Genomic DNA, 25,320 nt, shown 5'->3' on the forward strand with positions numbered 1-25,320 from the left:
GCCATCCCTCCTCCCTGTGCCGCTGGCCATTCGTCAAGGGCGCGCAGGGCGGCACGCGGTGCCGTCGGCCGCCCCCTCCCCCGCGACCCGTGGCGGCATGACCTCATACCGCGCCGCAGACATGCAGGCCCATGGCTGCGGCCTCAGCCGCCCGGAGCGGCGGCCGGTCAGGGCTTATGTCGGGCGGTTCAGGCGTTGGCGCCGCGGATGGCGGCGATGACCGCCTGCGTCACCTCCTCGGTCTTCGCCGTGCCGCCGAGATCGGCGGTCAGCACGCCATCGGCGCAGACCCGCTCCACCGCCGCCATCAGCCGCTCGGCCGCGGGGGCCTCACCGATATGCTCCAGCATCATCGCCGCGGTCCAGAAGGTGGCGACCGGATTGGCCACCCCAAGACCAGCGATGTCGAAGGCCGAGCCGTGGATCGGCTCGAACATTGAGGGAAAGCGGCGGGAGGGGTCGAGATTGGCAGTCGGCGCGACGCCGAGCGAGCCGGCAACGGCGCCCGCGAGGTCGGAGAGGATATCGGCATGCAGGTTGGTGGCGACCACCGTGTCGATCGAGCCGGGCCGGCGGACCATGCGCGCGGCCATCGCGTCCACCAGTTCCTTCTCCCAGGTCACCTGCGGGTATTGCGCCGCGACCTCGGCCGCGATCTCGTCCCAGAAGACCATGCCGTGCTTCTGGGCATTGGACTTGGTGACCACCGTCAGCAGCTTGCGGGGGCGCTTCGCCGCGATCTCGAAGGCCGTGCGCATGATGCGGGTGACGCCGGCACGGGTGAAGATGGCGGTCTCGGTCGCCACCTCCTCCGGATGGCCGCGATGGGCGCGGCCGCCATGGCCGGCATACTCGCCTTCCGAGTTCTCCCGCACGATCACCCAGTCGATGTCGCCCGGATTCACGGCGCGCAGCGGGCTGGTCAGGCCGGGCAGCACCCGGGTGGGGCGGATATTGGCGTACTGGTCGAAGCCCTGGCAGATGCGCAGGCGCAGGCCCCAGAGGGTGATGTCGTCGGAGATGTGCTGGTCGCCGACTGCGCCGAAGAAGATGGCGTCGAAGCCCTTCAGGGTCTCGAGGCCGTCCTCCGCCATCATCCGGCCGATCTGGCGGTAGTAGTCGCTGCCCCACGGGAATTCCGTGACGTCCAGCCGGAAGTCGCCGCTGCGCTCGGCGAGCGCCTGCAGGACCCGGAGGCCGGCCGGGATAACCTCCTTGCCGATGCCATCGGCGGGAATGGCGGCAATGCGATGGGTGCGCATGGGGACTCCTTGGGGGTTTCCTGGCATACCAAGTGGCATGGAAGACGAGACGGGGCTACGCGTGCGGCCGGCGCCGCGGCCGGACCAGCCGCGCGAGAGCCTGGCCCAGGCCGCCTACACCGCGCTGAAGGCGAGCATCCTGGAAACCCTCCTGCCCCCGGGGCATGAGGCGACCGAGCAGGCCATCGCCGACCAGCTCGGCATGAGCCGCACCCCGGTGCATGAGGCGGTGCTGCGGCTGCAGCATGAAGGCTTCCTGCGCGTGCTGCCCCGCCGCGGCGTGCGGGTGCTGCCGATCGACCCGACCGATCTCCGGGAGACCTATGAGGTGCTGATCGCGCTGGAAGGCGCGGCGGCGGCCCGGCTCGCGGCGCAGGGCGGCGCGGCGGCAGGGACGCTGGCGGGCATGGCGGATGCGACGGCGGAGATGGCCGGCGCCCTCGCCCGCGGTGACCGCCGGGGCTGGGCAGCGGCCGATGACCGCTTCCATCGTAGCCTGATCGAGGGTTGCGGCAATGCCAAGCTGGCCCGGCTGGCGCAGACCGCGGCTGACCAGGCGCAGCGCGCCCGCAGCGCCACCGCGGCGCTGCGGGCTGACCCGAATTCCTCGACCGCCGAACATGCGGCGATCCTGGCCGCGCTGCGGTCCGGCCGGGCCGAGGAGGCCCGGGCCGCCGTCGCGGCGCATCGGCGCCGGGCGAGCGAGGAGATTCTCCGTGTGCTGGGCGCCGTTCCGGCCTGATGACCGCAAGTTTCCTGCTCCGGCGCTCCGGTTGCGGACCTTCTTCCATACCACGAGAAATCTTACAACCCGCCCCCTGGCGCCGGGCGGCGCCGGACGGGACAAGGGATCGAGAGCGGGAGGACGGCCATGGCAGGCGGGACCAGGCAGTGGGATGACGCATCGGCCCGCGCGGCGCTGCTGAGGCTGTTCGAGGCCGGAGTGCACGCCGCCGATCCGCTCGCGGTCCTTGCGCCGCACCTGCCGGAGCCGCCGAAAGCCGGCCGCGTCGTCGTGGTCGGCGTCGGCAAGGCCGCGGCCAAGATGGCGCTGGCCGTCGAGCAGGCATGGCCGGAAGTGCCGCTGACCGGCCTGGTAGTGACGACGCATGGCGCCGATCTGCCCAACCCGCCCCCGAACCGCCGAATCCCTGTCCGCTTCGCCAGCCACCCGGTACCGGATGCGCATGGCGCCGCGGCGGCGGCCGAGATCCTGGCCGCTATGCGCGGGCTGACCCCGGCCGACCTCGTCCTCTTCCTGGTCTCGGGCGGCGGCTCCTCGCTCTCCACCCTCCCCGCCCCCGGCCTGACGCTGGAGGACCTGATCGCGGTGAATCGGGAGCTGCTGCGCTGCGGCGCCCCGATCGACCATATGAACTGCATCCGCAAGCATCTCTCCGCCTTCTCCGGCGGGCGGCTGGCGGCGGCGGCGCATCCGGCGCGGGTGGTGACGCTGGCGATCTCGGACGTGCCGGGGGATGATCCGGCAGTCATCGCCTCCGGCCCCACCGTCGCCGACCCCACCACCTTCGCCGAGGCGCGGGCGCTGGTCGCGCATTACCGCATGCGCTTGCCCGAGGCCGCGCTGCGCCATCTGGAGGCGGCGGTGGAGGAGACGCCGAAGCCGGGCGACCCGCGCCTCGCCGGGACCGAGCTGCGGATGATCGCGACCCCCCTGATGGCGCTGCGGGCCATGGCGGAGGCGGCGCGGGCCATGGGCCTCACGCCGCTGATCCTCGGGGATGCGCTGGAGGGGGAGGCGCGCGAGCTCGGCCGGGCGCTGGGCGGCATCGCCCTCTCCGCCGCGACCCATGGCCTGCCGGTCGGGCGGGGCTCGGTGCTGCTCTCGGGCGGCGAGACGACGGTGACCATCGATGGTCCTGCCGGCGAGGGCGGGCGCGGGACGGAGACGCTGCTCGGCCTCGCCCTCGCGCTGAACGGCGCGCCGGGCGTCTGGGCGCTCTGCTGCGACACGGATGGGATCGACGGCAAGTCGGATGCCGCCGGCGCCATCGCCACGCCGGACACGCTCGCCCGCGCCCGGGCGCTCGGGCGGGACCCTCGGGCGGCGCTGGCGGGGCATGACAGCACCGGACTGTTCCGGATGCTGGGCGACTTGGTGGTGACGGGACCGACCCTGACCAATGTGAACGATGTCCGGGCGGTGCTGATCGGCTGAACGCGCATCGCCCGGCGGCCCGGAAGATTAATCTTAAGTAAAGCCAAGACAGATTAAGTCTTTGCGCCGCAAATTAAGCGCCGTAAGCTGTGGCCATGAGAGACGCCATCCTTGACGACCTCCTGAACCGCCGCGGCACCGGCGCGAAGATCGCTACCGCCCTCGGCATCTCGCCCGCCGCAGTCTCGCAATGGCAGCGCATCCCCGCCGACCGGGTTGCGGAGCTCTCCCGCCTGCTCGACCTGCCGGCCTGGCAGCTCCGCCCCGACCTGCACCCGCCGCCGGAGGGAAAGCTGCGCCTCGCGCCCCGCATCCCCCTCCGCCGCCGGCGGCGCACCAAGATCGTGGCGACGCTCGGCCCCGCCAGCTCCTCGCCGGAGGTGATCGAGCGGCTCTACCGCGCCGGCGCCGATGTCTTCCGGCTGAATTTCTCCCACGGCACCCATGCCGACCATGCCGAGCGCATCGCCATCATCCGCGCCATCGAGCAGAAGGTCGGCCGCCCCATCGGCATCCTCGCCGATGTCCAGGGCCCGAAGCTGCGCGTCGGCCGCTTCCAGGGCGGCCGCGTGCAGCTCCAGGCAGGGCAGCCCTTCCGGCTCGACCTCAACCCCACCCCCGGCAATGTCAGCCGCGTCCAGCTCCCGCATCCGGAGATCATCCAGGCGGCGCAGATCGGCACCTCCCTGCTGCTCGATGACGGCAAGCTGCGCCTGCGCGTGACCCATGTGCGCGGCGACCATCTGGAGACGGAGGTGGTGATCGGCGGCCCGCTCTCCGACCGCAAGGGCGTCAACGTCCCGGATGTCGCCCTGCCCATCCCCGCCCTGACCGAGAAGGACCGCGAGGACCTGGCCTTCGTGCTGGAGCGCGGGATCGAGTATGTCGGCCTCAGCTTCGTGCAGCGGCCGGAGGATGTGGCGGAGACCAGGGAGATCGTCGCCGGTCGCGCCCTCATCATGGTGAAAATGGAGAAGCCGCAGGCGGTCGAGAATCTCGACGCCATCATGGCGCTGACGGATTGCGTCATGGTCGCGCGCGGCGATCTCGGCGTGGAATGCCCGCCGGAGGAGGTGCCGCTCATCCAGAAGCGCATCGTCCGCGCCGCCAAGGCCGCGGGGAAGCCGGTGGTCGTCGCCACCCAGATGCTGGAGAGCATGATCGCCGCCCCGGCACCGACCCGGGCCGAGGCGTCGGACGTCGCGACGGCCGTCTTCGATGGGGCGGATGCGGTCATGCTCTCGGCCGAGACCGCCGCCGGCCAGTACCCCTTCGAGGCGGTCAACATGATGGACCGCATCCTCTTCCGGGTGGAACTGGACAGCGACTGGCGGCAATTGACGGATGCGGCGCGGCCGGCGCCGGAGCCGAACAGCGCCGGCGCCATCGCTGCCGCGGCGCGGCAGGTGGCGCACACCATCCAGGCCCAGGTCATCGCCACCTTCACCAGCACCGGCAGCACCACGCTGCGCGTGGCGCGGGAGCGGCCGGACTGCCCGATCCTCGGCCTCACCGCGAGCATGGAGAGCGCGCGGCGGCTGGCCGTGGTCTGGGGCGTCCATCCGCTGGTGACGCAGGAGCCGCACAGCATGGGCGACATGGTGGCGAAGGCGACGCGGAGCGCGCAGCAGGAAGGCTTCGCCACGCCGGGACAGGAGGTGGTGGTGACCGCCGGCGTGCCCTTCGGCACGCCGGGGACGACCAACGCGCTCCGGGTGGCGACGGTGAAGTAGTTGCGCCCCCACCCGTTTGTGATGCGGTTATCCGCCGTTTCGTGACCCGGCGGTGATACTCGGGTGGAAAGACCGGCGTGCTGGCGCGTTGCCGCTCGCGTTCGGGCTGCCGTTCCCGTCGGCGGATCCCGACCAGCGAAGGGAACCGCACATGTCCAGACCCCGCCTTGCCGCCGTGACACTCACCGCCAGCCTCGCCCTGCTCGCGGCCTGCCAGAACCCCACCCGCACCAGCACGGTGCCGCAGCCCGGGGCCAGCGCGGCGGCCCCGGTCGTGCCGGGCACGGCCCGGATCATGGGCGGGTCGAGCAATGCCGACATCCAGCGCGTCGAGCAGGGCACTGGCGCCCAGGCACCGATCGTGCCGGGCACCGGCCGGATCATGGGCGGCATCAGCAATGCCGAGGTCCAGCGGACCACGCCCGGCGCCGGCGTGCAGGCCCCCATCGTGCCCGGCACCGGCCAGATCATGGGTGGGATCAGCAATGCCGAGGTCCAGCGTTCCGGCGGCGGCGCCCCCGCGCCCGGCTCCACCCCGCGCTGAGCCGGCATAGCCGGGCCGCGCCGCAGAGAAACGCCTCACGGGCCGGCCCGGCCGCGAACCCTGCTGCCCATCCTCGGACCTTCGGCCGCTGGCCCGACCGCGGCCGCGCCGCCCGTAGATGACCTGTAGCGTGACCCGCAGGCCATCTGCACCGGGAAGGGCCGCCCCGCCCGCGGAACGGCGTCACCCCATCCCGCATCAATGCTGACGCATGGATGCGGCCTCGGCCGCCGCTTGCGGCTGCAAGGCAGGGCTTACACCAGCGGGATCGATGTTCCATTCCGCCCGAGTGTCCGAAGGGGCGCCGCCGCAGATGCGGCATCGTCAAGGCGTGCGGAGCAACCCGCGCGGCGATGGAGCGGCCATTGATGGGGGCCCATCAAGGCCGCCGGTATCATTCCGATCGGCGTCAGGCGCCTTCCAGCAGCCTGACCTTCAGCGCCCGGAAGGCCTGCCGGGCGCGGGAGGCCCGCATCTCCTCCAGCAGCGCCTCCAGCGCGTGGCCGATCTCGCGCAGCCGCCGCTCGCCCAGGCGCTCCGCCTCCCGGAACATGGACCGCTCCTCGGAACCGGCATGGTGGTCCACCGCCGCATGCAGGGCGCGCAGGTGTTCCTCGAATTCCGGCGTCGCCGTGTTGAGCTTCAGCGTCATCGCCAGCAGGTCGGCGAGCTGCCGGTGCTCGGCATGGGCGATCGCCACATCCTCGCTGATCGGCCGGACCGCGGGGTAGAAGAGCTTGTCCTCGATATGCTCGTGGATCTCCAGCTCCTCTGCCAGCGCGCGCATCAGGTCGCGCCGCTCGGGATCCTCGCGCGGCATGGCCTCGATCCGCTCGAACATCCGCCGGAGCATCATGTGGTGTTCGACGAGCACCTCATCCGCCCGGCGACCGAGCGCGCCACCCTGCGGGACCGCGGCCTGCGCCACGCGCTCGCGCGTCACCACCTCGTCGCCCGGCTCCTGCTCCCGCCGCAGCTCGACCATGCCGTCCCGGATCCGCACGGCGTAGCGCGGCTGCGGGATGGTGGAGGGGCCGTCGATCGGCTGGCCGCTCTCCAGGCAGTAGCGCGAGCCATGCCAGGGGCAGACCAGCCGCCCCTCCAGCACCCAGCCCTGGTCCAGCGGTCCGCCGGCATGCGAGCAGCGGGCGCCCATGGCATGCACCCGGCCGCGATGCAGGACCAGGGCGATGCCGATCTCCTGCCGGATGTTCGCGTCCCGGACCTCGACCCGGCGCGGCCGGTCCTCCCGCAACTCGGCGAGCGGGACCACCGGCTGCCACTCCCGCGGCTCCGGGCTGCGGTCGGCATGGTCGGTGCCGACGCGGCGGCGATAGACGAGATGGCCGCCGAGATAGCCGCCCGCGAACATCGCGCCCCAGGCGGCCGCGGAGGCCGCCCGCCCCTCCCCCAGCCGGCCGCGCCCCCGGAGCGCCAGGGAGAGCAGGTTGAGCCCGAGCGCCGTGCCATTCGCCAGCGCATGCACCAGGCCGAGCCGGCGGTCGCGCCCATCGGTGTACTGCCAGTCGGCAAGGCCGGTCGCCGCCGCGGCGACGGCGCCGAGCGCCCCCGCCCGCAACGCGGTCTCCGCGACCGGCGCCGCCCGCTTCTCCCGCGCCAGGCCGAGCATTGCCAGCAGGTCGAGCCCGAAGGCGAGCGTCCAGGCGCCGATCGGCAGCGTCACCACCATCGGATGGACCGGATGGCCGTAGCGGGTGCCATGCAGCGCATTGCCGAGGCGCTGCGCCGGCCGCCCGGCGATCTGCGCCGGCCGGGCCAGTGCATTGCCGATGGCGTAGCCCGGCGGGTCGAGCGACTCCGTCGCCTCGATCCGTCCGATCAGGGCCTCCACCCCGCGCCGCGGTGACCGTGCCATTGCCTGCCCTCCTGCCTCGGGCCGCATGGGATGCAGGCCGCCTCCCCCGCCTAAAGCAGTGCAGCCGCTCGGGTTCGCCCTGTCGCTTAGAATAGGAAACTGAATCGTGACCATCGGGCGGCAGCGCACCGGCATGCCGATGATTGACCGCCCTGCCGCAACCGGGCGCCATGCCCGGCGGGATTGGGGGTTGGGGGAGAGATCGACATGCTATGGTCGTCGCGTGGGCCGGGGCCGGCCATGGCCGTGCTCGGGCCGATACTGCTGACATCGCTCGCCGGCTGCGGCCTCACGGTCGAACGCACCAGCCGGGTGGAGGGTCTGCAGCGCGACCTCACCACCACCCGGGCGGAGACCGGCACGCTGCGGCAGCGGGTGGCGGAGCTGGAGCAGAGCCTGGCGCAGGAGCGGCAGGCGGCCGGCGACCTCGCTGCCATCGAGCAGCGGCTGAGCCAGGCGCGCGCTTCCCTTGCCGCCGCGCAGCGCAACCGCGCCCAGGCCGAGGCCGATCTGCGCCAGCAGCGCGCCCTGCTGGCCGAGGAGGAGCAGCGCCTGGGCGGGCTGCAGACCCAGGCCGGGGAGGTCGAGCGGAACCGGACCGAGCGGCTGGGCCTGCTGGGCGAGACGGAGCGGCGCCTGACCGGGCTGCAGGAGCAGGCCGGCGCCGAGGAACGCCGGCTGGGCGGGCTGCGCGACCAGTCCGGCGCGGCGGAGCGGCGGCTGGCCGAGCTGCGCGACCAGGCGAGGGCGCAGGATGGCCGCCTTGCCGCCCTCGGTGAGCGGATCACCGCCGAGGACCGCAGGCTGGCGATGCTGCGCGACCAGGCGACCGCGACCGAGCAGCGCCTGGCGGGGCTCCGCCAGCAGGCGGCGGCCGAGGACCGGACGCTCGCCGGCCAGCGCGAGCGGGTGGCGCAGGAGGAGGCGCGGCTGCAGGCGCTGCGCAGCACCATCACCGAGGCCGAGCGCACCATTGCCGAACGGCGGCAGGCAGGCAGCGAGGCGGAGCGGCGGCTGGCCGGCTTACGCGAGCAGACCGCGGCGGCGGAGCGCGACCTCGCGGCGCGGCGGACCGCCCTGACCGAGGCGGATGGCCGCCTCGCCCGCACCAACCAGGCAGCGGAGGAGGCGGACCGGCGGGTGCGCGGCCTCGAGACGCGCTCGGCCGAGCTCACCCGCACGGGCGGCGAGGCGGAGCAGCGCCTGGCCGGGCTGCGGCGCGACGTCACCGCGGCCGAGGCGACGCTGGCCGAGCGGCGCAACGCGGTCGGCCAGGCCGAGGCGGAGCTGGCCCGCCTCAACACGGCACGGGAGCAGGCGGCGGCGACCCTGCGCAGCCTGGAGCAGCGGACCGCCGAGCTGCGGACCGAGATCGGCACCGCCGAGCGCCGGCTGGCGGAACTGCGCAACGGTGCCACGGCGGAGGAGCAGCGCCTGCAGGCCGCCCGCGCGGAGGCGGCGGCGGCGGAGCAGGAGCTGGCGCAGCGGCGCAACGCCCTTGCCGGGCTGGAGGGCCAGGTGCGCCAGGCCAGCAGCGCCACCGAGGCGTCCCGGCAGGAGCAGGCGCAGCTCCGCCGCGAGGTGGAGGGGCTGCGCGGCGAGGTGACGACGCTGGAGCGGCGGCGCGAGGCGCTGAACGGGGAGATCACCACCGCCCAGGCGCGGCTGGAGGCGCAGCGGCGCGACCTGGCCGAGATCACGGCGCGGATCGCACGGGAGCGGTCGGAGGGCGCACCGGCGATCCCGGCCGCGGCGCCGGAGGGCGGGGGCGCGGGCGACCGGCGCTGATCGGCCTAGGAGGATCGCGGACGGGCATGCCCGCCCGGGAGCGAGACCCTGCCCTCCCATCAAGGGTACCACCCGCATAGGTGCAGACGCATGTCCGCGGCCTCAGGCGCCGGCGCCGCCTCCGGCGGTCTGGCTGCGCGCCCCCGGACGCGGCGCCCGTTCGGGCGCTCGGCCGCCGGTGGCGGCTGCCTGTCAGGACCGACGCCGGTCGGCAGGACATGTGGCGGATTGGCCTCCTGGTCTGAACGCAGGCCGCTGCAGGCGCGTAGCGGCCGCCTGTCCCGCCCCAGGACGCCGGCGGTCGGGGCAGCGCCCCGGCCCGGCGCCAGGTCTCGCGCAAGCGGGCGCGGCCGATGGCAGCCGGGGGGGGCGCGAGCCGTCAGGCCTTGCCGGCGCGCTCCTTCGCCAGGAGCGCGCGCTTGCGCGGCACGCCCCAGCGATAGCCGGTGAGGTCGCCATCCTTGCCGACCACCCGGTGGCAGGGCACGGCCAGTGAGACATGGTTCTGGGCGCAGGCCCGGGCCACGGCGCGCACGGCCCGCGGGGCGCCGATCGCCTCGGCCATCTCGGCATAGGTGCGGGTCTCGCCGAAGGGGATCGCCACCAGCGCCTCCCAGACCCGGCGCTGGAAGGCGGTGCCCCGGAGATCGAGCGGCAGCGCCAGGGCGGCCTTCGGCTCCTCCAGGAAGGCCACCACCTGACGGATCGTCGCGGCCAGCGCCTCCGGCGCCGGCTCGACCCGTGCCTTCGGGAAGCGCCGCCGCAGGTCGCCCTCCAGGGCCTCGACATCTTCGGCGAAGCCGATGAAGCAGACGCCGCTCGCCGTCGCGCCGACCATCAGGGGCCCGAGCACGCTCATCGCCGTCGCGGTGCGGATGGTCTCCCCCTCCCCGCCGCGGCGGGCGGCGCCCGGGGTCATGCCGAGGACGCGCCCGGGCGCCTCATAGACCCGGCTCTCGCTGCCATAGCCGGCACCGGCCACCGCCTCCGCCACCCGGTCGCCGGCGGCGAGGGCCGCCTGCAACCGGCGGGCGCGGACGGATTCCGCGTAGCTGCGCGGCGTCACGCCGGTGATCTCCCTGAACAGCCGCAGGAAATGGTGCCGGGCATAGCCGGCACGGTCGGCCAGCGCCGCGAGGCTCGGGATGGTCTCGCTCGCCTCGATCAGGTCGCAGGCGGCGCGGATCGCGGCGGCGTGGAGCGCGGCGCGGTCGCCCTTCGGGTCGCAGCGCTTGCAGGCGCGGAAGCCGTCCGCCTCGGCGGAGGGGGCATCGGCGTAGAAGCGGACATGGCGCCGGAGCGGCGGGCGGCTCGGGCAGCCCGGGCGGCAGAAGACCCCCTGGGTCGTCACCGCATAGAGGAAGGGGCCGCAGGCGGGGGCGGGATCACGCGCCAGCAGGGCATCCCAGCGGGCGGTGTCGAGGTCGGGGATGGGGGCCATGTGCGTCATGCCCGTAGCTTGGCCCCGTGCCCGGCGGGGGGCCATCCGCGGGTTGCGCCGGCATCGCGGCGCGGCGGGCAGGCGCGCAGGCTGCAACGCACTGGCGTTCAGGACTGAATGCCGATCCGCTGCCGCGATTCGTTCCTCGGGCCAATTCAGGCGCCCGGTCGTTCACGCCGTCCCGCGACCTGCGCCTATTTCGACTGGGACACCGCGGCAGCGGCGGCCACCAGGCCGAACACCCAGGGGAGCACCGACAGGATCTCGTTCACGCCAACCATCCTCACGCGGCGGGCCGGATGGCCTCGCTTTCCGGTGGCGGGACCGTGACCGCCCGAAAGATGACACGCCATCCATGAATCCGACATGCTGCCATGCAGCAACGGAATGACAGGCGGTTAACCCTTCCGCGGCAGCCGGGAGGGTCAGGTGACGTCGCCCTCCGCCTTCCGCCGCTGCTCGCGCAGCCTCTCCTGGCCACCCGGCATGCGGGGGTTGATGGCCAGCGCCGCTTCCAGCGTCCGCAGCGCCCCCATGGCATTGCCGGCCTCGTCCTGCAGCGAGGAGAGGCTCAGCAGCGCCATCCAGTGCCGCGGCTCCAGCCGCAGGGCTTCCTGCAGGTCGCGCGCCGCCGCGGCGCTGTCCCCCGCACGGGCATGGGCCTGGGCACGCAGGAACCAGGCATCGGCGAAATCCGGCTGCAGGGTAATGGCGGCATCGAAGTCCTCCAGCGCCTCGGCCGCGAGCTGCGCCTCCACGTTGCGGGCGCCGCGGCGGAGCAGCAGCGTGACCGAGGGCGTGGCCGACTGCGCCCAGAGGGTGCGGATGCGCGCCTCCACCATGGCGGCACCGGCCTCGTCCGGCGCGGTGCGCAGCGCCTCGAAGGCGCGGTCGAGTTCGGCCCGGCGCGCCTCGGCCGCCCGGGCGGCGGGGCTCAGCGGCGGCTGGCCGCTGGGCGCCTGGGCCAGGGCGGCAATCGGCAGGAGCAGCAGCAGGGCGAGGAGCCGGCGCATGCCGCAAAAGTCGGGCGCCATGGACCATCTGGCAAGACGGCATGGCCGGTCGGGCGTCCCTCCGGTGCCAGCAGGGGTTCGCGGGGCACGGGTCAGAGCCAGGGGGTGTGGTCAGGGCCAGGCGCCCCCGCGCCAGCCCGCGCGATTTGCGCCCTGGGGTGGCGGGAGGGGGAGCGCGCAGCGGGCCGATACCGAGCCTGATCGCGGCCTCAGCGGGCGCTGCAACCGCAGCGGCGGGGAGCAGGCGCCGGGTCGGCCTCATGCGATCTTGTCCGGGATGTCCTGCCGTCGAGAGGGCGTGCGATGCGCTGGCGGGCAAATCGCCTCGCTCCGGGCACCCTTGCGCGATCCAGGCGTTCGCAAGCCGCTGCCCCTTGCGTTCAGGAGACGGCCATGCCGGCGGAACGTCGCCCGAATCCCTTGCTCGCCACCCTCGCCGCCGCCGGTGGCTTGGTCATGCTCATGCTCAATCGCGGCGGCGAATCGCGCCGGCCGGCCCGTGCCGTCGCCCGCGGGGCCGATCGCCCGGCCCGGCGCGAGGCAGGCGATGACCGTGGCCGCACCGCCACCAGCCCGACGGAGATCCCGGCCCGCGGCTGGTGGGACATCCTCAAGCGCACGGCCTACCAGGTCTCCGAGGATCGCGTGCTGACCGAGGCGGCAGGGATCACCTTCTACACCCTGCTTGCCCTCTTCCCCGCCCTGGCGGCGCTGATCTCGATCTACGGCCTGTTCGCCGACCCGGCGGAGATCAACGGCCACCTCGCGGCGCTCGGCGGCGTCATCCCGGGCGGCGGCATGGAGATCCTCACCGAGCAGGTGCAGCGCATCAGCGCGACGGCGAGCGGCACGCTCGGCTTCGGCGCGGTGATCGGCCTCGCCACCTCGCTCTGGTCCGCCAACCAGGCGATGAAGGCCTTCGTCGATTCCCTAAACATCGTCTACGAGGAAAAGGAGGAGCGCGGCTTCTTCAAGCGCCTGCTGGTCACCATGGCCTTCACCCTGGCCGGCATCCTCTTCATCGTGCTCGCCATGGTCGCGGTGGTGGCGATCCCGGTGGTGCTGAGCTTCATCGGCCTCGGTGGCACGCTGGATGCGGTGCTGCGTCTGGCGCGCTGGCCGGTCATGCTGCTGGCGGTCGCCCTCTTCCTCGCCTGCCTCTACCGCTATGGCCCGGACCGCGAGGAGGCGCAGTGGCGCTGGGTGAGCTGGGGCAGCGCCTTCGCCTCCGTTGCCTGGGTCGCCTTCTCCCTCGGCTTCTCCTGGTATGTCACGAATTTCGGCAATTTCAACGAGACCTATGGCTCGCTCGGCGCGGTCATCGGCTTCATGACCTGGATCTGGCTCTCCTCCACCGTCGTCCTGGTGGGAGCGGAGCTGGATGCGGAGATGGAGCACCAGACCGCGCGCGACACCACCAAGGGGCCGGAGCGGCCGATGGGCGCGCGGGGCGCGCGGATGGCGGACACGGTGGCGGGATAGCCGGCCAGGCGCGTCTTCAACGCCGCCGCGCTGAGCGGTGCAGCACGGCGGCGCTGGCCCCCTTCATGCGTCAGCGGCAGCGCGCCGGCCGCGGGAGAACCAGCCGTGTCGCCACTCGTCTGTGCGGCGCGCGACCCGCAGGCGGGCCGGGGCGGCCCTCAGGCCGCCTTCGCGCGCCTGGCCTGCCCGATCGCCGCGGGCTCCGGCCCGCCTGCCATCCAGTCGAGCAGCTCCACCGTGTGCACCACCGGCAGCGCATCTCCGCCGAGCTGGGTCAAGCAGCCGATATTGCCGGCGGCGATCAGGTCGGCGCCGGTGCGGTTGAGGTTGGAGAGCTTCCGCTCCCGGAGCTGCCCAGCGATCTCGGGCTGCAGCAGGTTGTAGGTGCCGGCGCTGCCGCAGCAGATATGCGGCTCGGCCGGGTCCTTCACCGCGAAGCCCGCCTTCACCAGGAGCTGCTTCGGCAGCGCGGTGATCTTCTGCCCGTGCTGCAGGGAGCAGGCAGAGTGGTAGGCCACCGTCAGCCCGGGCGCCTCCCGCACCGGGGCATAGGCGAATTTCTGCAGCGCCTCGGAAACATCCATGGCCAGTGCCGAGACCTTCGCGGCGCGCTCGGCCTCCGGCTCCTCGCGGAACATGAAGCCGTAATCCTTCACCGTCGTGCCGCAGCCCGAGGTGTTGATGACGATGCCGTCCAGCCCCTCGCCCTCGATCTCGCGGCTCCAGGCCTGGATGTTCGCCCGCGCCAGGCGCATCGCCGGGTCGTGCTGGCCCATATGGTGGTCGAGCGCGCCGCAGCAGCCCTGCTCCTTCGTCACCACCACCTCGATCCCCATCCGGGTCAGCAGGCGGATCGTCGCCTCGTTGATCGAGGGGGCGAGCACCTGCTGGGCGCAGCCGGTCAGCAGCGCGACGCGGCCGCGGCGCTGGCCCTGTGCGCGATGCACCTGCGGCGCCTGCATCGGGCTCGGCGGCGGCAGCGCGCCGGGGGCGAGCTTCAGCATGGCCTGCAGCCGGCGCCCGAGCACATGCCCGCCCGGCATCAGCCCGGCCAGCGGCCGGCCGAGCCGCGCGCCCGAGATCGCCGCACGGAACCGCGCGGGGTAGGGCAGGATGGAGGAGAGGACGCGACGCAGCAGCCTCTCGTGCCAGGGCCGGTCATAGGTCTCCTCGATATAGCGGCGCGCATGATCGACCAGATGCATGTAGTGCACGCCCGAGGGGCAGGTGGTCATGCAGGACAGGCAGGAGAGGCAGCGATCGACATGCTTCACCACCTCGGCCGTCGCCGGGCGGCCGCTCTCCAGCATGTCCTTGATCAGGTAGATGCGCCCGCGCGGGCTGTCGAGCTCATCGCCCAGCAGCAGGAAGGTCGGGCAGGTCGCCGTGCACATGCCGCAATGGACACAGGTGCGGAGGATCTGGTTGCTCTCCCGCGTATCCGGGTCCTTCAGCTGCTCAGGCGCGAAATTGGTCTGCATGATCGGATGGGGGCCCCCTCCCTCCGGATATAGGACGGGGAGGAAGGCGGCGAAACCGGGGCTCTCCGCCCGCCCCCGCCGGGCCGGCCGTGGCGGGGCACCGGCTCAGGGCCGTGGCTGGCCGCGCGCCTCCGCCACACCGCTGCGCAGCAGGGCCGCCATGGCCTCGGCCAGGCACTCGTTCAGCCGGTCGGTCGCCGCCACGCGCTCGGGCTTCGGCGCCCGCTCGACATCCACCTGCCCGGTTTCCGTCCAGTGGCGCATCAGCTCCCACCGCCGAAGCAGCGGCACCTGATGCGCCGCCGCCACCAGCCGCAAGGTGCCCAGATAGGGCTCGATATTGGCATTGGTGCGCAGGAAGCGGGAGAATTGCGGGTCGATCAGCACCGCATCGCTGCCGGCGGCCTTCAGCGCCTCCAGCCCCGCATTCAGCGCCTCGACCATCTCGTCCACCTCCAGGCCGCGCACCGCGCTGACCGTGCCGGTGGCCCAGAGGACGAGGTGCGCCGGCGCCTGTGCCAGTTCCGCGGCCAGCAGCGCGGCGGCCTCCGCGGTGGTCAGGCCACGCCGCCCGCGCACCGCCACCTCGACCGTCAGGCCCGGGCGGCGCGCCGCGATCAGTGCCTCCAGCCGCGCCGGCCAGACGGCAGCCGGCCCGCTGGTGCCGAGACCGAGCACGGAGGCGCCGCCGACGACCAGGATGCGCAGGCTGCCGGCGCGGGCGGCCCGGACCGTGGCCGGCAGCGGCGCGCCCGCCTCCAGCAGCTCGGGCGGCGCGGCGCAGGCGCGGGTCTCGGCCCGCGCCGCCGGGGCGAGCAGCGCGCCGAGCAGCAGCACCGGGCCGAGAAGCCGCGCTGTCCGGATCATGCCGGAGTCGTAGAAGACGGCGCCGCCGCGGGCAAGCCGACCGTTCGGGGGGCGCCGGTGGCGGCTTTCCGGTCCCCGCCCTCCCGGTACCAGGCGGCAATGGCGCCGACCGCGACCAGCGCGGCCAGCCCGCCGGAATTGACCGCGAACTGCATGACGCCGCGGTCCGACTGCTCCAGCGCCAGCCTGCCGAGGAAGGAGAGGAAGATGCCGAAGCAGAACACCGGCAGCCCGTGCTGGCCCATCAGCACGAAGGGGGCGGCCGCCCTGGCCTGCACCCAGGCGGCGCCGGGCGGCACCGCATGGCCGACCAGATAGGCCAGCGCCAGGATCGACAGCAGCCGGAAGGGGTGCAGCGCGCCCTTGTCGATGGTGGTCAGCAGCAGGCCCAGGCTCTCCGGCACCAGGGCCAGCCACTCCGGGGCGTGGAAAGGAATCAGCATCGCCGCCGCGCCCAGCAGCAGCACGAGGACCGAAGCGGCCGCGAGATCCCGGCGGAAGGGCACCGCCGGGGCCGGCGCCCGCCCGCCCCCCGCCAGGCGCGGCGCATAGCCCAGCGTGCAGCCGATGAAGAACAGGAACTGCCAGGCGAAGGGGTTGAAGAACCAGCCGCCATCGATCCAGTTCGGCATGTTCAGGCCGAGCAGCCGCGCCAGGACATAGAGCAAGCCCGACAGCCCGAGCAGCAGCACCGGCTGCCGCAGCAGCGGCAGCGCCGGCGCCAGCATCGCCAGCAAGGCGATGTAGAGCGGCAGGATGTCGAGGAAGGCTGGCTGGTAGCGCAGCAGCAGCGCCTGCAGCAGCGCGTGGTAGGGCTGCTCCCGGAAGGGGTCGAGCTGCAGTTCGTCGAGATAGGCCGGGCTGTCGAGGAGCGCGGCGGAATAGCCGACCTGCGCCGCGAAGACGACAAAGAGGAAGATATGCGCGACATAGAGCGTAGCGGCCCGCCGCAGCAGCGCCGCGCCGCCGAATAGCCAGCCGCGCCGGTCGAGCGCGGCGCCATAGGCCATGCCCGCGGCATAGCCCGCCAGCAGCACGAAGGCCTCGGTCGCATCGCAGAAGGCGATGTTGCGAAGGGTGAAATCGCCCAGCCGGTTGCCCGGGATATGGTCGATGAAGATGAACCAGAGGGCGAGGCCACGGAAGAAGTCGACCCGCAGGTCGCGCGCGGCACCGCCGCCACCCCGGATCAGCCCCCGCATCCGCACCTCCGCCGGGCAGCTTGCCCTGGCCGGGCGGCAATGCAAGCAACGTTACGGAGTCGTGCAACCGGGGCGTGCTGGCACGGCGCTGCCGCTTTTGGCAGAGTAGCTGGATGCGCTGCCTCGCCGCCCTCCTCGCCCTGCTGCTGCCTGCCGCCGTCGCGGCCGAGCCCTGCCCGCCCGCCCCGGTCACCGGCGTGAGCCTGCCGATCACCCGCGCCGCCATGCAGCAACGGGAGCCGCTGACCATCGTCGCCTTCGGCTCCTCCTCCACCGAGGGCGCCGGGGCCAGCGGGCCGGACCGCGCCTATCCTGCCCAGCTCGAGGCGCGGCTGCGCGCCGCCCTCCCTGGCCTGCCGGTCGAGGTGCTGAACCGCGGCATCGGCGGCCAGGAGGTGCAGGAGATGCTGGCGCGGCTGGAGGCCGATGTGCTGGCCGCCAGGCCGGACCTGGTGGTCTGGCAGGCCGGCGCGAATGCCGTGCTGCGCGGCATGCCGGCAGAGGAGTTCCGCGCCGCGCTCGCCGGCGGCATTGCCCGGCTGCAGGCCGCCGGGATCGACGTGCTGCTGATGGACAGCCAGCGCGCGCCACGCATCCTCGACGCCCCGGGCTTCGAGCGCTTCGACGCCACCATCCGCGACCTGGCCGCCGAAAGCCACGCGCCGCTCTTCTCGCGCGCCGCGCTGATGCAGGCCTGGGCGGCGGCGGGCACGCCGCAGGGCGAGATGCTCTCGCCGGACGGGCTGCACCATAACGACCGCGGCTATGCCTGCGTGGCGGAGGCGCTGGCGCGGACCATCCTCGGGGCGACGGCGCCGGCACAGATCGCCAGGCGGTAGATCCGGACGGCCCCTGCCTTCCCCGGCCCGCGGCGGCGGTGCCGCCGGGCCGGACCATGGCCCGGGCCGGTCTGCGTCTCTCTATTCGGCCGCCAGGGTTTGCGGCGCGATGATCGCCGCATGATTGGGGCGCGGCAGCAGCGCGAGTCGCGCATCCAGGCGGCCCTGCACCATATCGAGGAAGAGCGCGCGGTTGACCGGGCCGGTCTCGGGCACGCGATCGAGGAAGGAGCGGAAGATGGCGCGGTAATGCGCCGCCTGCCGGACGAAGCGCTCGTCCACCTCGAACCTTGCCATCTCCTCCGGCGTCGCCGGCAGCAGCCGCAGGATGGCGAGGCCCAGCTCCGGACCGGCCGGCAGGGGGAGTTCCACCGAAGGCTGCCCCTCCGGCCCCTCGGGCGTCCGCCAGCCGAAGACCAGCCGCCACATGGCCGCCATGACCGCGGCCAGTTCCCGCCCCGTCATGTCCCATTCGGCGACCAGCCGCTCCAGCCGCGTCTCGGTCATCAGCGCCTGGGTCGTGTCGGCCTGGCGCTTGCCGATGGAAAGCTGGCCGAGCAGCAGCCGCGCCTGCTCCTGCAGCAGGGCGGTCTGCTCGCGCGTCTCCGCGACCAGCGCCTGCAGGGCCAGCTGCCGGCTGTCGGAGGCCTGGCCCTGGCGCAGCAGCGCGGCGCGCAGTTCCGCCAGTTCCCGCCGCTGCGTCAGCCAGCAGAGCGCGAGCAGCGCGATGCCGGATGGCAGGACGAGGCCGGCCGCGAGGCTCGCCCAGCCTGCCGGCCCGAGCGCGAGCAGCCCCTCCGGCCCGGCCGAGGTCAGCAGCAGGGCCAGGGCGCAGATCGGCACGAGGGCAGCAAGCAGGAGCAGGCCGAAGCCGATGGCGCGTGCGAGCAGGCGCAAGGCGAGCAGCCCTCCCATATTGGTCTCAAAAAAGTGATGATTGATCGCGTTCAATTTACACTATGCAGGCCCGCCTGCCAGCGCCGTCTTCGCCTGCGGCGCCGGAAGGCCCGGGCTGTGGCACGAGGGTCGCAATCCGCATCCCCGGGGAAGCTGGCCGCCGATGCCCACAGCCCTTCCCTTTCCCCCCGGCACCACCGCGTCGCCCGGTCCCTCCCGCGTTGTCGGTCCGATCCGGACGCACAGCGCTGCAGCACCCCGCCAGGGCCGGCGCTGCCATGGAGCGCGGCGCAGCGCTTGGCTGCTCCACCGCTTTGTTGCCCATGCCATCCTGGATGTCGGGCGCACGGCAGCGAACATGATCACCCTCTCCTCCCGCGTGCCGGGCCGGGTAGCGGGGGGGGGTGGTGATCGCCGGCGGCAGGCCACGGGCCGGCGGGTTGCCGGTGGCGGCTCCGGCCCGCCATGACCGGCAGGGCGGCACAGCGGCGGGTCCCGCCCTGTCCGCGGCGGCGGCCCGTCAGCGGCGCAGCGCCACCGCCACGGCCGGGCTGCGTCTGCCGGAGGCGGAGAGGGCGCGCAGCCGATAGTCCAGCGCGCCGGAGGGCGGCGCCGTATCGGTCCATTCGGCGCCGCGCAGCACCGGCGCCACGACGCGCCACGGCCGGCCGGGATCGCGCCGCAGCACCTCATAGCCGAACAGCTCCGGCGCGCGCGATGCCTCCCAGCGCAGCAGCACATCGGCGCCGCGCGACTCGGCGCGCAGGCCGGCGGGCCTGGCAGGCGGCGCGGGGTCGAAGGGCGTCACCCAGACCAGCAGCGTGGCGAAGGGGTCGAGCACCAGGTCGAGCGACAGGCGCCCGCCCTCCTCCGGCACCAGGCCGGAGCGCAGCGGCGGCTGCGCCGCGAGTTCCGCCGCCACCCGCAGCCGGCGTGCCGCCGCCGCATCCACCCGCGCCGGCATCCGCCGCCCCGCCGCGGCGAAGGCATTGGAATGCGCGCCGTCGATCCGGAAGACGGCGAGGTTGACCCGCGGCCAGGGCAGGTCGGCGATCGTCCAGCGCAGCCGCCGGGGCCCGCCTGGCCCCTCCGGGTGCAGCGTCATCAGGGCGGAGATCCGCCCCTCGCCCGCCGTCGTCACCTGGAAGAGCCCGGGCCCCGGCTCGATCGCCAGCAGGCGGTCGCCGAGCAGCCGCAGCAGCTCGTAGAACTGGAAGACCGGCAGCCTGATGAGGTCCGCCGGCCCGGCATCCGTCCGCGTGAACAGCGCCCGCCTGCCATCGAAGGGCGCCCGCACCAGGTGCTGGTTGGCATTGTCCGCCGCCGCCATGAAGCGCAGCCCGGCATCGGCATGCCGCAGCGACAGCGCGGCATGGCCGATGGCGGCGGCGGCGAGCCAGGAGGGGAAGCGCTCATCCATCCGCGGCGCATAGGGGTGGTCGAAGCCGACCTTCATGTCGGCCTCGTTGTTCACCAGCACGAGACCGCGGCAGCGCTCCGGGACCAGTTCCCGCGCCATCGACGCGGTCTGCTCCGCGGCCTCGACCAGGCGGCTGATTCGCGGTTCCGTCTCCTCATTCACCCAGATGCCCTTGCGGTGGTAGCTGAGGAAGTCGCAGGGCATGTCCGGCGCGTCGCGCAGGAATTCGAGGAAGCGGCGCATCAGCCGCGGCCCTTCCTCAGGCGGCATCCAGGCGATGGCCGGCCCGCCCAGCCGCAGGCGATGGCCGCTCTCGCGCACCGCATGGGCGGTCGCGCGGTAGAGATCGAGATAGCGTTCGAAATCGCCTTGCCAGAAGGGCGGCATGTTCGGCTCGTTCCACACCTCCAGCCACCAGCGTGCGACCTCATCCGCGCCGAAGCGCGCGACGGCGGCATCGAGGAAGCCGCGCAGCAGCGCCTGCCAGCGCGCGAAGCCGTCCGGCGGCGCGATCGGGGAAGGCGAGACGGCGGCGGGGAAGAAGGTCAGCGCGATGAAGGGAATCAGGCCGCGCGAGACCAGGGCGTCGAGCGCCGCGAAGGAGGGCGAGAAGTCCATCGGCGCCTCCGGCGACGGCCAGGTGCTGCCGCTGCCCGTCGGGAAGGTCTGCTCCCGCTCCCCCGCATTCAGCAGGCCGAAGAACCGCACCGCGCCGAAGGCCCCGGGCGAGGCCGCCATGGCGTCCAGCATCCGCGCCATGCGCGGCTCCGGCAGCCAGTCCGCGTCGAAGACGCCGACCATGTCGAACTCGCCGCGGCGGAACTCCCCGATCGTGGCATGCGCGGACACCGCGCCCGGCCCGGCCTGCGCGCGCGGAGGCGTCCCCGGCGCCACGGCCGCCGCGGCCATCCCTGCCAGCACCGCCCGCCGTGCCGCCATCGCCCCCTCCCCATCCGCGCCGGGCCGAGAACGGTTGCCATCCGGGCCCGTTCCGCCGCCGCTTGACGCCGGGCGCGACCTGCCCCGATCTCCGCCCGACGCTCCCAGGGACCCCAGCATGACCGCCGACGCGACCATCGCCCGCATCCTCGCCGACCCGCGCTTCCGCGACGCCGTCGCGGTGATGGAGCGCGAGCACGACCGCACCGTCGCCGACATCATCGCCCTCACCGAGATCCCCGCCCCGCCCTTCGGCGAGGAGAAGCGCGCCGCGGCCTATCTGGAGATGCTGCGCGCCCATGGGCTGGAGGAGGTGGAGCAGGACGCGATCGGCAATGTCATGGGCCGCCGCCGCGGCACCGGGAACGGCGCGACGGTCGTCGTCGCTGCGCATCTCGACACGGTCTTCCCCGCCGGCACGGATGTTCGCGTGCGGCGGGAGGGGACGCGGCTCCTCGCCCCCGGCATCGGCGACGACACCCGCAGCCTCGCGGTGAACCTCGCCTTCCTCCGCGCCATGGACGCCGCCGGCATCCGCACGCGGGCGGACATCCTCTTTCTCGGCGATGTGGGGGAGGAAGGGCTCGGCGATCTGCGCGGCGTGCGGCACTTCTTCACCGAAGGGCGCCACCGCCACAACGTGGAGGCCTTCTTCACCGTGGACAGCCCGGAGGTGGACCGCATCGTCACCGGCGGCATCGGCAGCAAGCGCTACCGGGTCACCTTCCGCGGCCCGGGCGGCCACAGCTTCGGCGCCTTCGGCCTGGTCAACCCCGCCTATGCCATGGCGCGCGCGGCGCTGACCCTCTCGGACCTCGCGGCGCCCGCCGACCCGCAGACCACGCATTGCGTGAGCGTGCTCGGCGGCGGCACCTCGGTGAACGCCATCCCGAACGAGGTCTGGATGGAGGTGGACCTGCGCAGCCGGTCAGCCGCGGAACTGGCCCGGCTGGAGCGCGAATTCCTGGCGGGCGTCGAGACGGCGGTCGCCGCCGAGAATGCCGCGCGCTCGACGAAGGAAGGCGCGGTCACGGTGGAATGCCGGCCGATCGGCGACCGCCCGGCCGGCCATACGCCGATGGATGCCGCCATCGTCCGGCTCGCCACCGCCGCCGTCGCGGCGCATGGCTACGCGCCGCGGCACGAATACTCCTCGACGGATGCGAACATCCCGATGAGCCTCGGCATCCCCGCGATCAAGATCGGCTCGGGCGGCAGCGGCGGCCGGGCGCATTCGCTGGAGGAATGGATCGATGTCGAGCCGCGCGAGAGCCTGCGCGGCATGTCGGCGAGCCTGGCGACGATCCTCGCCGTGGCGGGGATGGAGGCGTAGCAACCGGCGGGGCCGCAACTCCGTCATGGCCGGTCACGGCCATGACGCATGGGACCCGCGGAGACGATGCTGCCCGGCCCGCTCCCCGATGGGGTGATCGGTCCGGGCAGGCCGTGTGGTGCCCCGGCCGCGCCGGCTCAGCGCTTCAGGGCGCGCAGCAGGGCGAGCGCAAGGCCGGTCTTCACCAGCGTGCCCGGCACGAAGAGCAGGAAGCCGGCCATCCAGGCCTTCTCCAGCCCGGTGAAGCCGGCGAGCCAGGCGACTCCGGGGATGAAGAGGACGAGATGCGCCGCCAGCAGCAGGGCGGCCTGCGCCGCGAGGCCCCGCCCCGCCGCCTGGCCGGCGATCCAGGCCGCCGGCAGGAAGCCCAGCAGATAGCCCGCGGTCGGGCCCGCCAGCACCGCCGGGCCGCCCGTGCCGCCGGCGAAGACCGGCAGGCCCAGCGCGCCCTCGAGCAGGTAGAGCCCGACCGCGGCGAGGCCGACCGGCGCGCCGCCGATGGCGCCGAGCAGCAGCACCGCCAGGCTCTGCAGGGTTGCCGGCACCGGCCAGAAGGGCAGGCTGACCTGGGCGCTCGCGGCCAGGATGGCGGAGCCGAGCAGGGCCGCGCCGGCAAGCCGCAGGGCACGCGGCGGGGAGAGGGCAAGGTCGTTCACATCCGCTACTCCGAAAGGGGCGCCGCCTCTCCCATGGCGCGGGCCCGGCGGCAAGCGCCGGTTCGAACCGCGTGCGCGCAGGCCGGCGCGAAGCCCGGCCCGGTCAGCGCGGCAGGTGGAGCAAGCGGCGCATCACCGTCGGCAGCGCCGATTCGGCCTCGGCCAGCGGCCGCGCCTCCATCCCGTCCGGTGGCAGCAAGGCGGGAATCTCGGCCGCCAGCAGCACCATCTCCAACTCGAAATGCGTGAAGCCGTGCCGCGCCAAGCCCGGCACGCGGCGCCAGGACAGGCCGGGCAGCGGGGCGAAATCCTGCGCCTCCGCCTCCCCCCATCTCTCGTCCCGCCAGGGCGTGCCCGGCACCTCCAGCATGCCGCCCAGCAGCCCGCGCGGCGGCCGGCGGCGCAGCAGCACCTGCCCGACCGAATCGGTCAGCAGGAAATGCACCCCATGCCGCAGCGGCCGCGCCCGCTTCGGTGCCTTGCGCGGCAATTCCTCCTGAAGGCCGCGCTGCTGCGCCGCGCAATCCCCGCGCCAGGGGCAGAGGGCGCAGGCGGGCGCGCGTGGCGTGCAGATGGTGGCGCCGAGGTCGAACAGCGCCTGGGCGAAGTCTCCCGGCCGCGCCCGCGCCGCCGGATCCTCCATGAAGCCCCCGGCCAGCGCGGCGAGTCGCGGCCTGGCGCCGGGCAGCGGCGCTTCCTCGGCGGCCAGCCGCGCCACCACCCGCTCCACATTGCCGTCCACCGGCACCACGGGCTGGCCGAATGCGATCGCCGCCACCGCCGCGGCGGTGTAGGCGCCGATGCCCGGCAGCTCCCGCAGCCCGGCCGCGTCGCGCGGGAAGCCGCCCTGCCCGGCCACCAGCCTGGCGCAGGCATGCAGGTTGCGGGCGCGGGCGTAGTAGCCAAGGCCGGCCCATTCCTCCATGACATCGCCCTCGGGCGCCGCGGCCAGGGCCTCGACGGTCGGGAAGCGCGCCAGGAACCGGTCGAAGCGCGGCCCGACGGCAGCGACCGTGGTCTGCTGCAGCATCACCTCGGAGAGCCAGACCTGATAAGGATTGGGGTGTCCGCCGCCTGGACCGCCCTGGCTGCGGAAGGGCAGCACGCGGCGGTGGCGGTCATACCAGGCAAGCAGCGGCGCGGCCGGGGGCAGCTTTGCGGAAGGGGCGGACATATGGCCAAGGATAGCGGGAAGCGCGACGCCTTCACCCCCGCCCGCTCGCAAGGTGTTCGTTCCCCTTGGGGGCCGCGGCCGCTCGGCGCGCTCATCCCCGCCCTCACCCGGCCGGTATTCCGGAAGAAGAGCCCGGCCGGCGCGCAGCTCATGGCCGATTGGGCGGAGGTGGTGGGCCCGGCGCTGGCCGCCGTCACCACCCCCCGGCGGCTCAGCTCGGGCACACTCACCATCGCCTGCGCCGGGCCGGTGGCGATGGAACTTTCCCATCTCGCCCCCCAGCTCATCGCCCGGATCAACGGCCATCTCGGGAAGGTGACGGTGGAGCGGCTGCGCTTCGTCCAGCAGGCCGCCGCTCCGGGACCGGCACCGCCCCGCCCCGCCCCGGATGCCCCCCTGCCGAGCCAGGTCGAGCAGGCCGTCTCCACGGTCCCGGGGGAGGAATTGCGCGCGGCGCTGGCAAAGCTCGGCCGGGGCGTTTATCGGAATGGCCGCTGACCGCCACCGGCGGCCGGAGTCGACGCCAGAGACAATCGGAGGCCGCATGCGCCTGCCCCGCCGTACCCTCCTCGCCGCCACCGCGCTGGCCGCGACGGCGCCCGCCCTGCACGCCCAGGGGACCGATCCCCGCATGGCCGAGCGCGGCATCGGCCGGCCGGACGCGCCGGTGAAGGTGATGGAGTTCTTCTCCCTCACCTGCAGCCACTGCGCCGCCTTCCACCGGGACACCTATCCGCGGGTGAAGCGGGAACTGGTGGAGACCGGCGCCGTCCGCCTGATCTGGCGGGACTTCCCGCTCGACCAGGTTGCGCTCACCGCCGCGGCGGTCGCCCGCAGCCTGCCGGCCGAGCGTTATGAGGGCTTCATCGGCACCCTGCTGACCACGCAGGACCGCTGGGCCTTCAGCCGGGGTGGCGACCCCATCGCGGAACTCGCCAAGCTGGCGGCGCTGGCTGGCATGTCCAGGGCGCAGTTCGACCAGGTGCAGGCCGATGAGGGGCTGAAGCGCGCCATCCTCGGCGATCGGGCCATGGCGGAGCGGGAGTTCGACGTGCGGGCGACGCCCAGCTTCTCCTTCCAGGGCCGGCAGAAGACCGTCAACCAGTCCGGCAACCTCTCCTTCGACCGGTTCGCGCAACTCGCCACGGAAGTCCGCCAGGCTTGAGCGAGGAGGCAGCAGCCGCCGGAACGGCG

Annotated in this window: 21 protein-coding genes; 10 read left to right on the forward strand and 11 right to left on the reverse strand. The window is 73.7% G+C overall.

Annotated elements, in window-relative coordinates; translation table 11 throughout:
- Positions 1 to 188: 188 nt before the first annotated feature.
- Positions 189 to 1,262: a tartrate dehydrogenase gene (locus LHA35_RS01420; protein WP_226603566.1), complete on the reverse strand. Its 1,074-nt coding sequence runs from the start codon at positions 1,260 to 1,262 to the stop codon at positions 189 to 191.
- Positions 1,263 to 1,299: 37 nt separating this feature from the next.
- Between LHA35_RS01420 and LHA35_RS01425 the strand changes: the two genes are divergently transcribed.
- From LHA35_RS01425 to LHA35_RS01440, 4 genes are all read left to right on the forward strand, one after another.
- Complete coding sequence (locus LHA35_RS01425; protein ID WP_226603568.1) at positions 1,300 to 2,004, forward strand: GntR family transcriptional regulator; 705 nt, start codon at positions 1,300 to 1,302, stop codon at positions 2,002 to 2,004.
- Positions 2,005 to 2,133: 129 nt separating this feature from the next.
- Positions 2,134 to 3,441 carry a glycerate kinase type-2 family protein gene (locus LHA35_RS01430; RefSeq protein ID WP_226603571.1) on the forward strand — a complete coding sequence of 436 codons (1,308 nt, stop codon included), beginning with the start codon at positions 2,134 to 2,136 and terminating at the stop codon, positions 3,439 to 3,441.
- Between the two features lie 95 nt (positions 3,442 to 3,536).
- The gene (gene pyk / locus LHA35_RS01435; protein WP_226603574.1) at positions 3,537 to 5,174 is read left to right on the forward strand and encodes a pyruvate kinase; all 1,638 of its coding nucleotides are present in this window, start codon (positions 3,537 to 3,539) and stop codon (positions 5,172 to 5,174) included.
- Between the two features lie 151 nt (positions 5,175 to 5,325).
- A complete protein-coding gene (locus tag LHA35_RS01440) occupies positions 5,326 to 5,718 on the forward strand; it encodes a hypothetical protein (RefSeq protein ID WP_226603577.1) in 393 nt (130 codons plus the stop codon).
- 409 nt (positions 5,719 to 6,127) lie between these two features.
- Here the strand turns inward: LHA35_RS01440 and LHA35_RS01445 are convergent, their stop codons facing one another.
- Entirely contained in the window at positions 6,128 to 7,594 is a 1,467-nt protein-coding gene (locus LHA35_RS01445) for a DUF2231 domain-containing protein (protein WP_226603579.1), read from the reverse strand.
- Positions 7,595 to 7,801: 207 nt separating this feature from the next.
- Between LHA35_RS01445 and LHA35_RS01450 the strand changes: the two genes are divergently transcribed.
- Positions 7,802 to 9,382, forward strand: coding sequence for a coiled-coil domain-containing protein (locus LHA35_RS01450; RefSeq protein WP_226603581.1), 1,581 nt, complete (start codon positions 7,802 to 7,804; stop codon positions 9,380 to 9,382).
- 379 nt (positions 9,383 to 9,761) lie between these two features.
- Here LHA35_RS01450 and ada read toward each other — a convergent pair whose 3' ends face one another.
- Together ada and LHA35_RS01460 are read right to left on the reverse strand one after the other, a co-directional pair.
- Positions 9,762 to 10,823 (reverse strand): bifunctional DNA-binding transcriptional regulator/O6-methylguanine-DNA methyltransferase Ada, encoded by a 1,062-nt coding sequence (gene ada, locus LHA35_RS01455; RefSeq protein WP_226603583.1) that lies wholly within the window; start codon positions 10,821 to 10,823, stop codon positions 9,762 to 9,764.
- A 425-nt stretch (positions 10,824 to 11,248) separates the two neighbouring features.
- Positions 11,249 to 11,836, reverse strand: a complete 588-nt coding sequence (locus tag LHA35_RS01460; RefSeq protein ID WP_226603585.1) for a tetratricopeptide repeat protein — start codon at positions 11,834 to 11,836, stop codon at positions 11,249 to 11,251.
- A gap of 393 nt (positions 11,837 to 12,229) precedes the next feature.
- On the opposite strand from LHA35_RS01460, the gene LHA35_RS01465 reads away from it, so the two are divergent.
- Positions 12,230 to 13,318 (forward strand): YihY/virulence factor BrkB family protein, encoded by a 1,089-nt coding sequence (locus tag LHA35_RS01465; protein WP_226603587.1) that lies wholly within the window; start codon positions 12,230 to 12,232, stop codon positions 13,316 to 13,318.
- Between the two features lie 158 nt (positions 13,319 to 13,476).
- Here LHA35_RS01465 and glcF read toward each other — a convergent pair whose 3' ends face one another.
- The 3 genes from glcF to LHA35_RS01480 all read right to left on the reverse strand — a co-directional run bounded on the left by glcF (position 13,477) and on the right by LHA35_RS01480 (position 16,868).
- Positions 13,477 to 14,799, reverse strand: coding sequence for a glycolate oxidase subunit GlcF (glcF, locus tag LHA35_RS01470; protein WP_226603589.1), 1,323 nt, complete (start codon positions 14,797 to 14,799; stop codon positions 13,477 to 13,479).
- A 105-nt stretch (positions 14,800 to 14,904) separates the two neighbouring features.
- A complete protein-coding gene (locus tag LHA35_RS01475; protein ID WP_226603591.1) occupies positions 14,905 to 15,666 on the reverse strand; it encodes an SGNH/GDSL hydrolase family protein in 762 nt (253 codons plus the stop codon).
- A complete protein-coding gene (locus LHA35_RS01480; protein ID WP_226603594.1) occupies positions 15,663 to 16,868 on the reverse strand; it encodes an OpgC family protein in 1,206 nt (401 codons plus the stop codon). The genes LHA35_RS01475 and LHA35_RS01480 overlap by 4 nt, the downstream gene beginning before the upstream one ends.
- A 113-nt stretch (positions 16,869 to 16,981) precedes the next feature.
- On the opposite strand from LHA35_RS01480, the gene LHA35_RS01485 reads away from it, so the two are divergent.
- Positions 16,982 to 17,707, forward strand: a complete 726-nt coding sequence (locus LHA35_RS01485) for an SGNH/GDSL hydrolase family protein (RefSeq protein WP_226603596.1) — start codon at positions 16,982 to 16,984, stop codon at positions 17,705 to 17,707.
- Positions 17,708 to 17,788: 81 nt separating this feature from the next.
- On the opposite strand, the gene LHA35_RS01490 is transcribed toward LHA35_RS01485, so the two are convergent.
- Together LHA35_RS01490 and LHA35_RS01495 are read right to left on the reverse strand one after the other, a co-directional pair.
- Positions 17,789 to 18,658 (reverse strand): hypothetical protein, encoded by an 870-nt coding sequence (locus tag LHA35_RS01490; RefSeq protein WP_226603598.1) that lies wholly within the window; start codon positions 18,656 to 18,658, stop codon positions 17,789 to 17,791.
- Between the two features lie 466 nt (positions 18,659 to 19,124).
- Positions 19,125 to 20,963, reverse strand: a complete 1,839-nt coding sequence (locus LHA35_RS01495; protein WP_226603601.1) for a GH39 family glycosyl hydrolase — start codon at positions 20,961 to 20,963, stop codon at positions 19,125 to 19,127.
- A gap of 118 nt (positions 20,964 to 21,081) precedes the next feature.
- On the opposite strand from LHA35_RS01495, the gene LHA35_RS01500 reads away from it, so the two are divergent.
- Positions 21,082 to 22,296, forward strand: a complete 1,215-nt coding sequence (locus LHA35_RS01500; RefSeq protein WP_226603603.1) for a M20/M25/M40 family metallo-hydrolase — start codon at positions 21,082 to 21,084, stop codon at positions 22,294 to 22,296.
- Between the two features lie 137 nt (positions 22,297 to 22,433).
- Here LHA35_RS01500 and LHA35_RS01505 read toward each other — a convergent pair whose 3' ends face one another.
- Complete coding sequence (locus tag LHA35_RS01505; RefSeq protein WP_226603605.1) at positions 22,434 to 22,952, reverse strand: biotin transporter BioY; 519 nt, start codon at positions 22,950 to 22,952, stop codon at positions 22,434 to 22,436.
- 103 nt (positions 22,953 to 23,055) lie between these two features.
- Positions 23,056 to 24,126, reverse strand: coding sequence for an A/G-specific adenine glycosylase (locus LHA35_RS01510; protein ID WP_226603608.1), 1,071 nt, complete (start codon positions 24,124 to 24,126; stop codon positions 23,056 to 23,058).
- Here LHA35_RS01510 and LHA35_RS01515 point away from each other — a divergent pair, their 5' ends adjacent.
- Together LHA35_RS01515 and LHA35_RS01520 are read left to right on the forward strand one after the other, a co-directional pair.
- The gene (locus LHA35_RS01515) at positions 24,127 to 24,624 is read left to right on the forward strand and encodes a DUF721 domain-containing protein (RefSeq protein ID WP_226603611.1); all 498 of its coding nucleotides are present in this window, start codon (positions 24,127 to 24,129) and stop codon (positions 24,622 to 24,624) included.
- A 46-nt stretch (positions 24,625 to 24,670) separates the two neighbouring features.
- Entirely contained in the window at positions 24,671 to 25,291 is a 621-nt protein-coding gene (locus LHA35_RS01520; RefSeq protein ID WP_226603612.1) for a thioredoxin domain-containing protein, read from the forward strand.
- The last annotated feature ends 29 nt before the right edge of the window (positions 25,292 to 25,320 follow it).

It is taken from the genome of Roseicella aerolata (assembly GCF_020523605.1).
GTDB lineage: Bacteria > Pseudomonadota > Alphaproteobacteria > Acetobacterales > Acetobacteraceae > Paracraurococcus > Paracraurococcus aerolatus.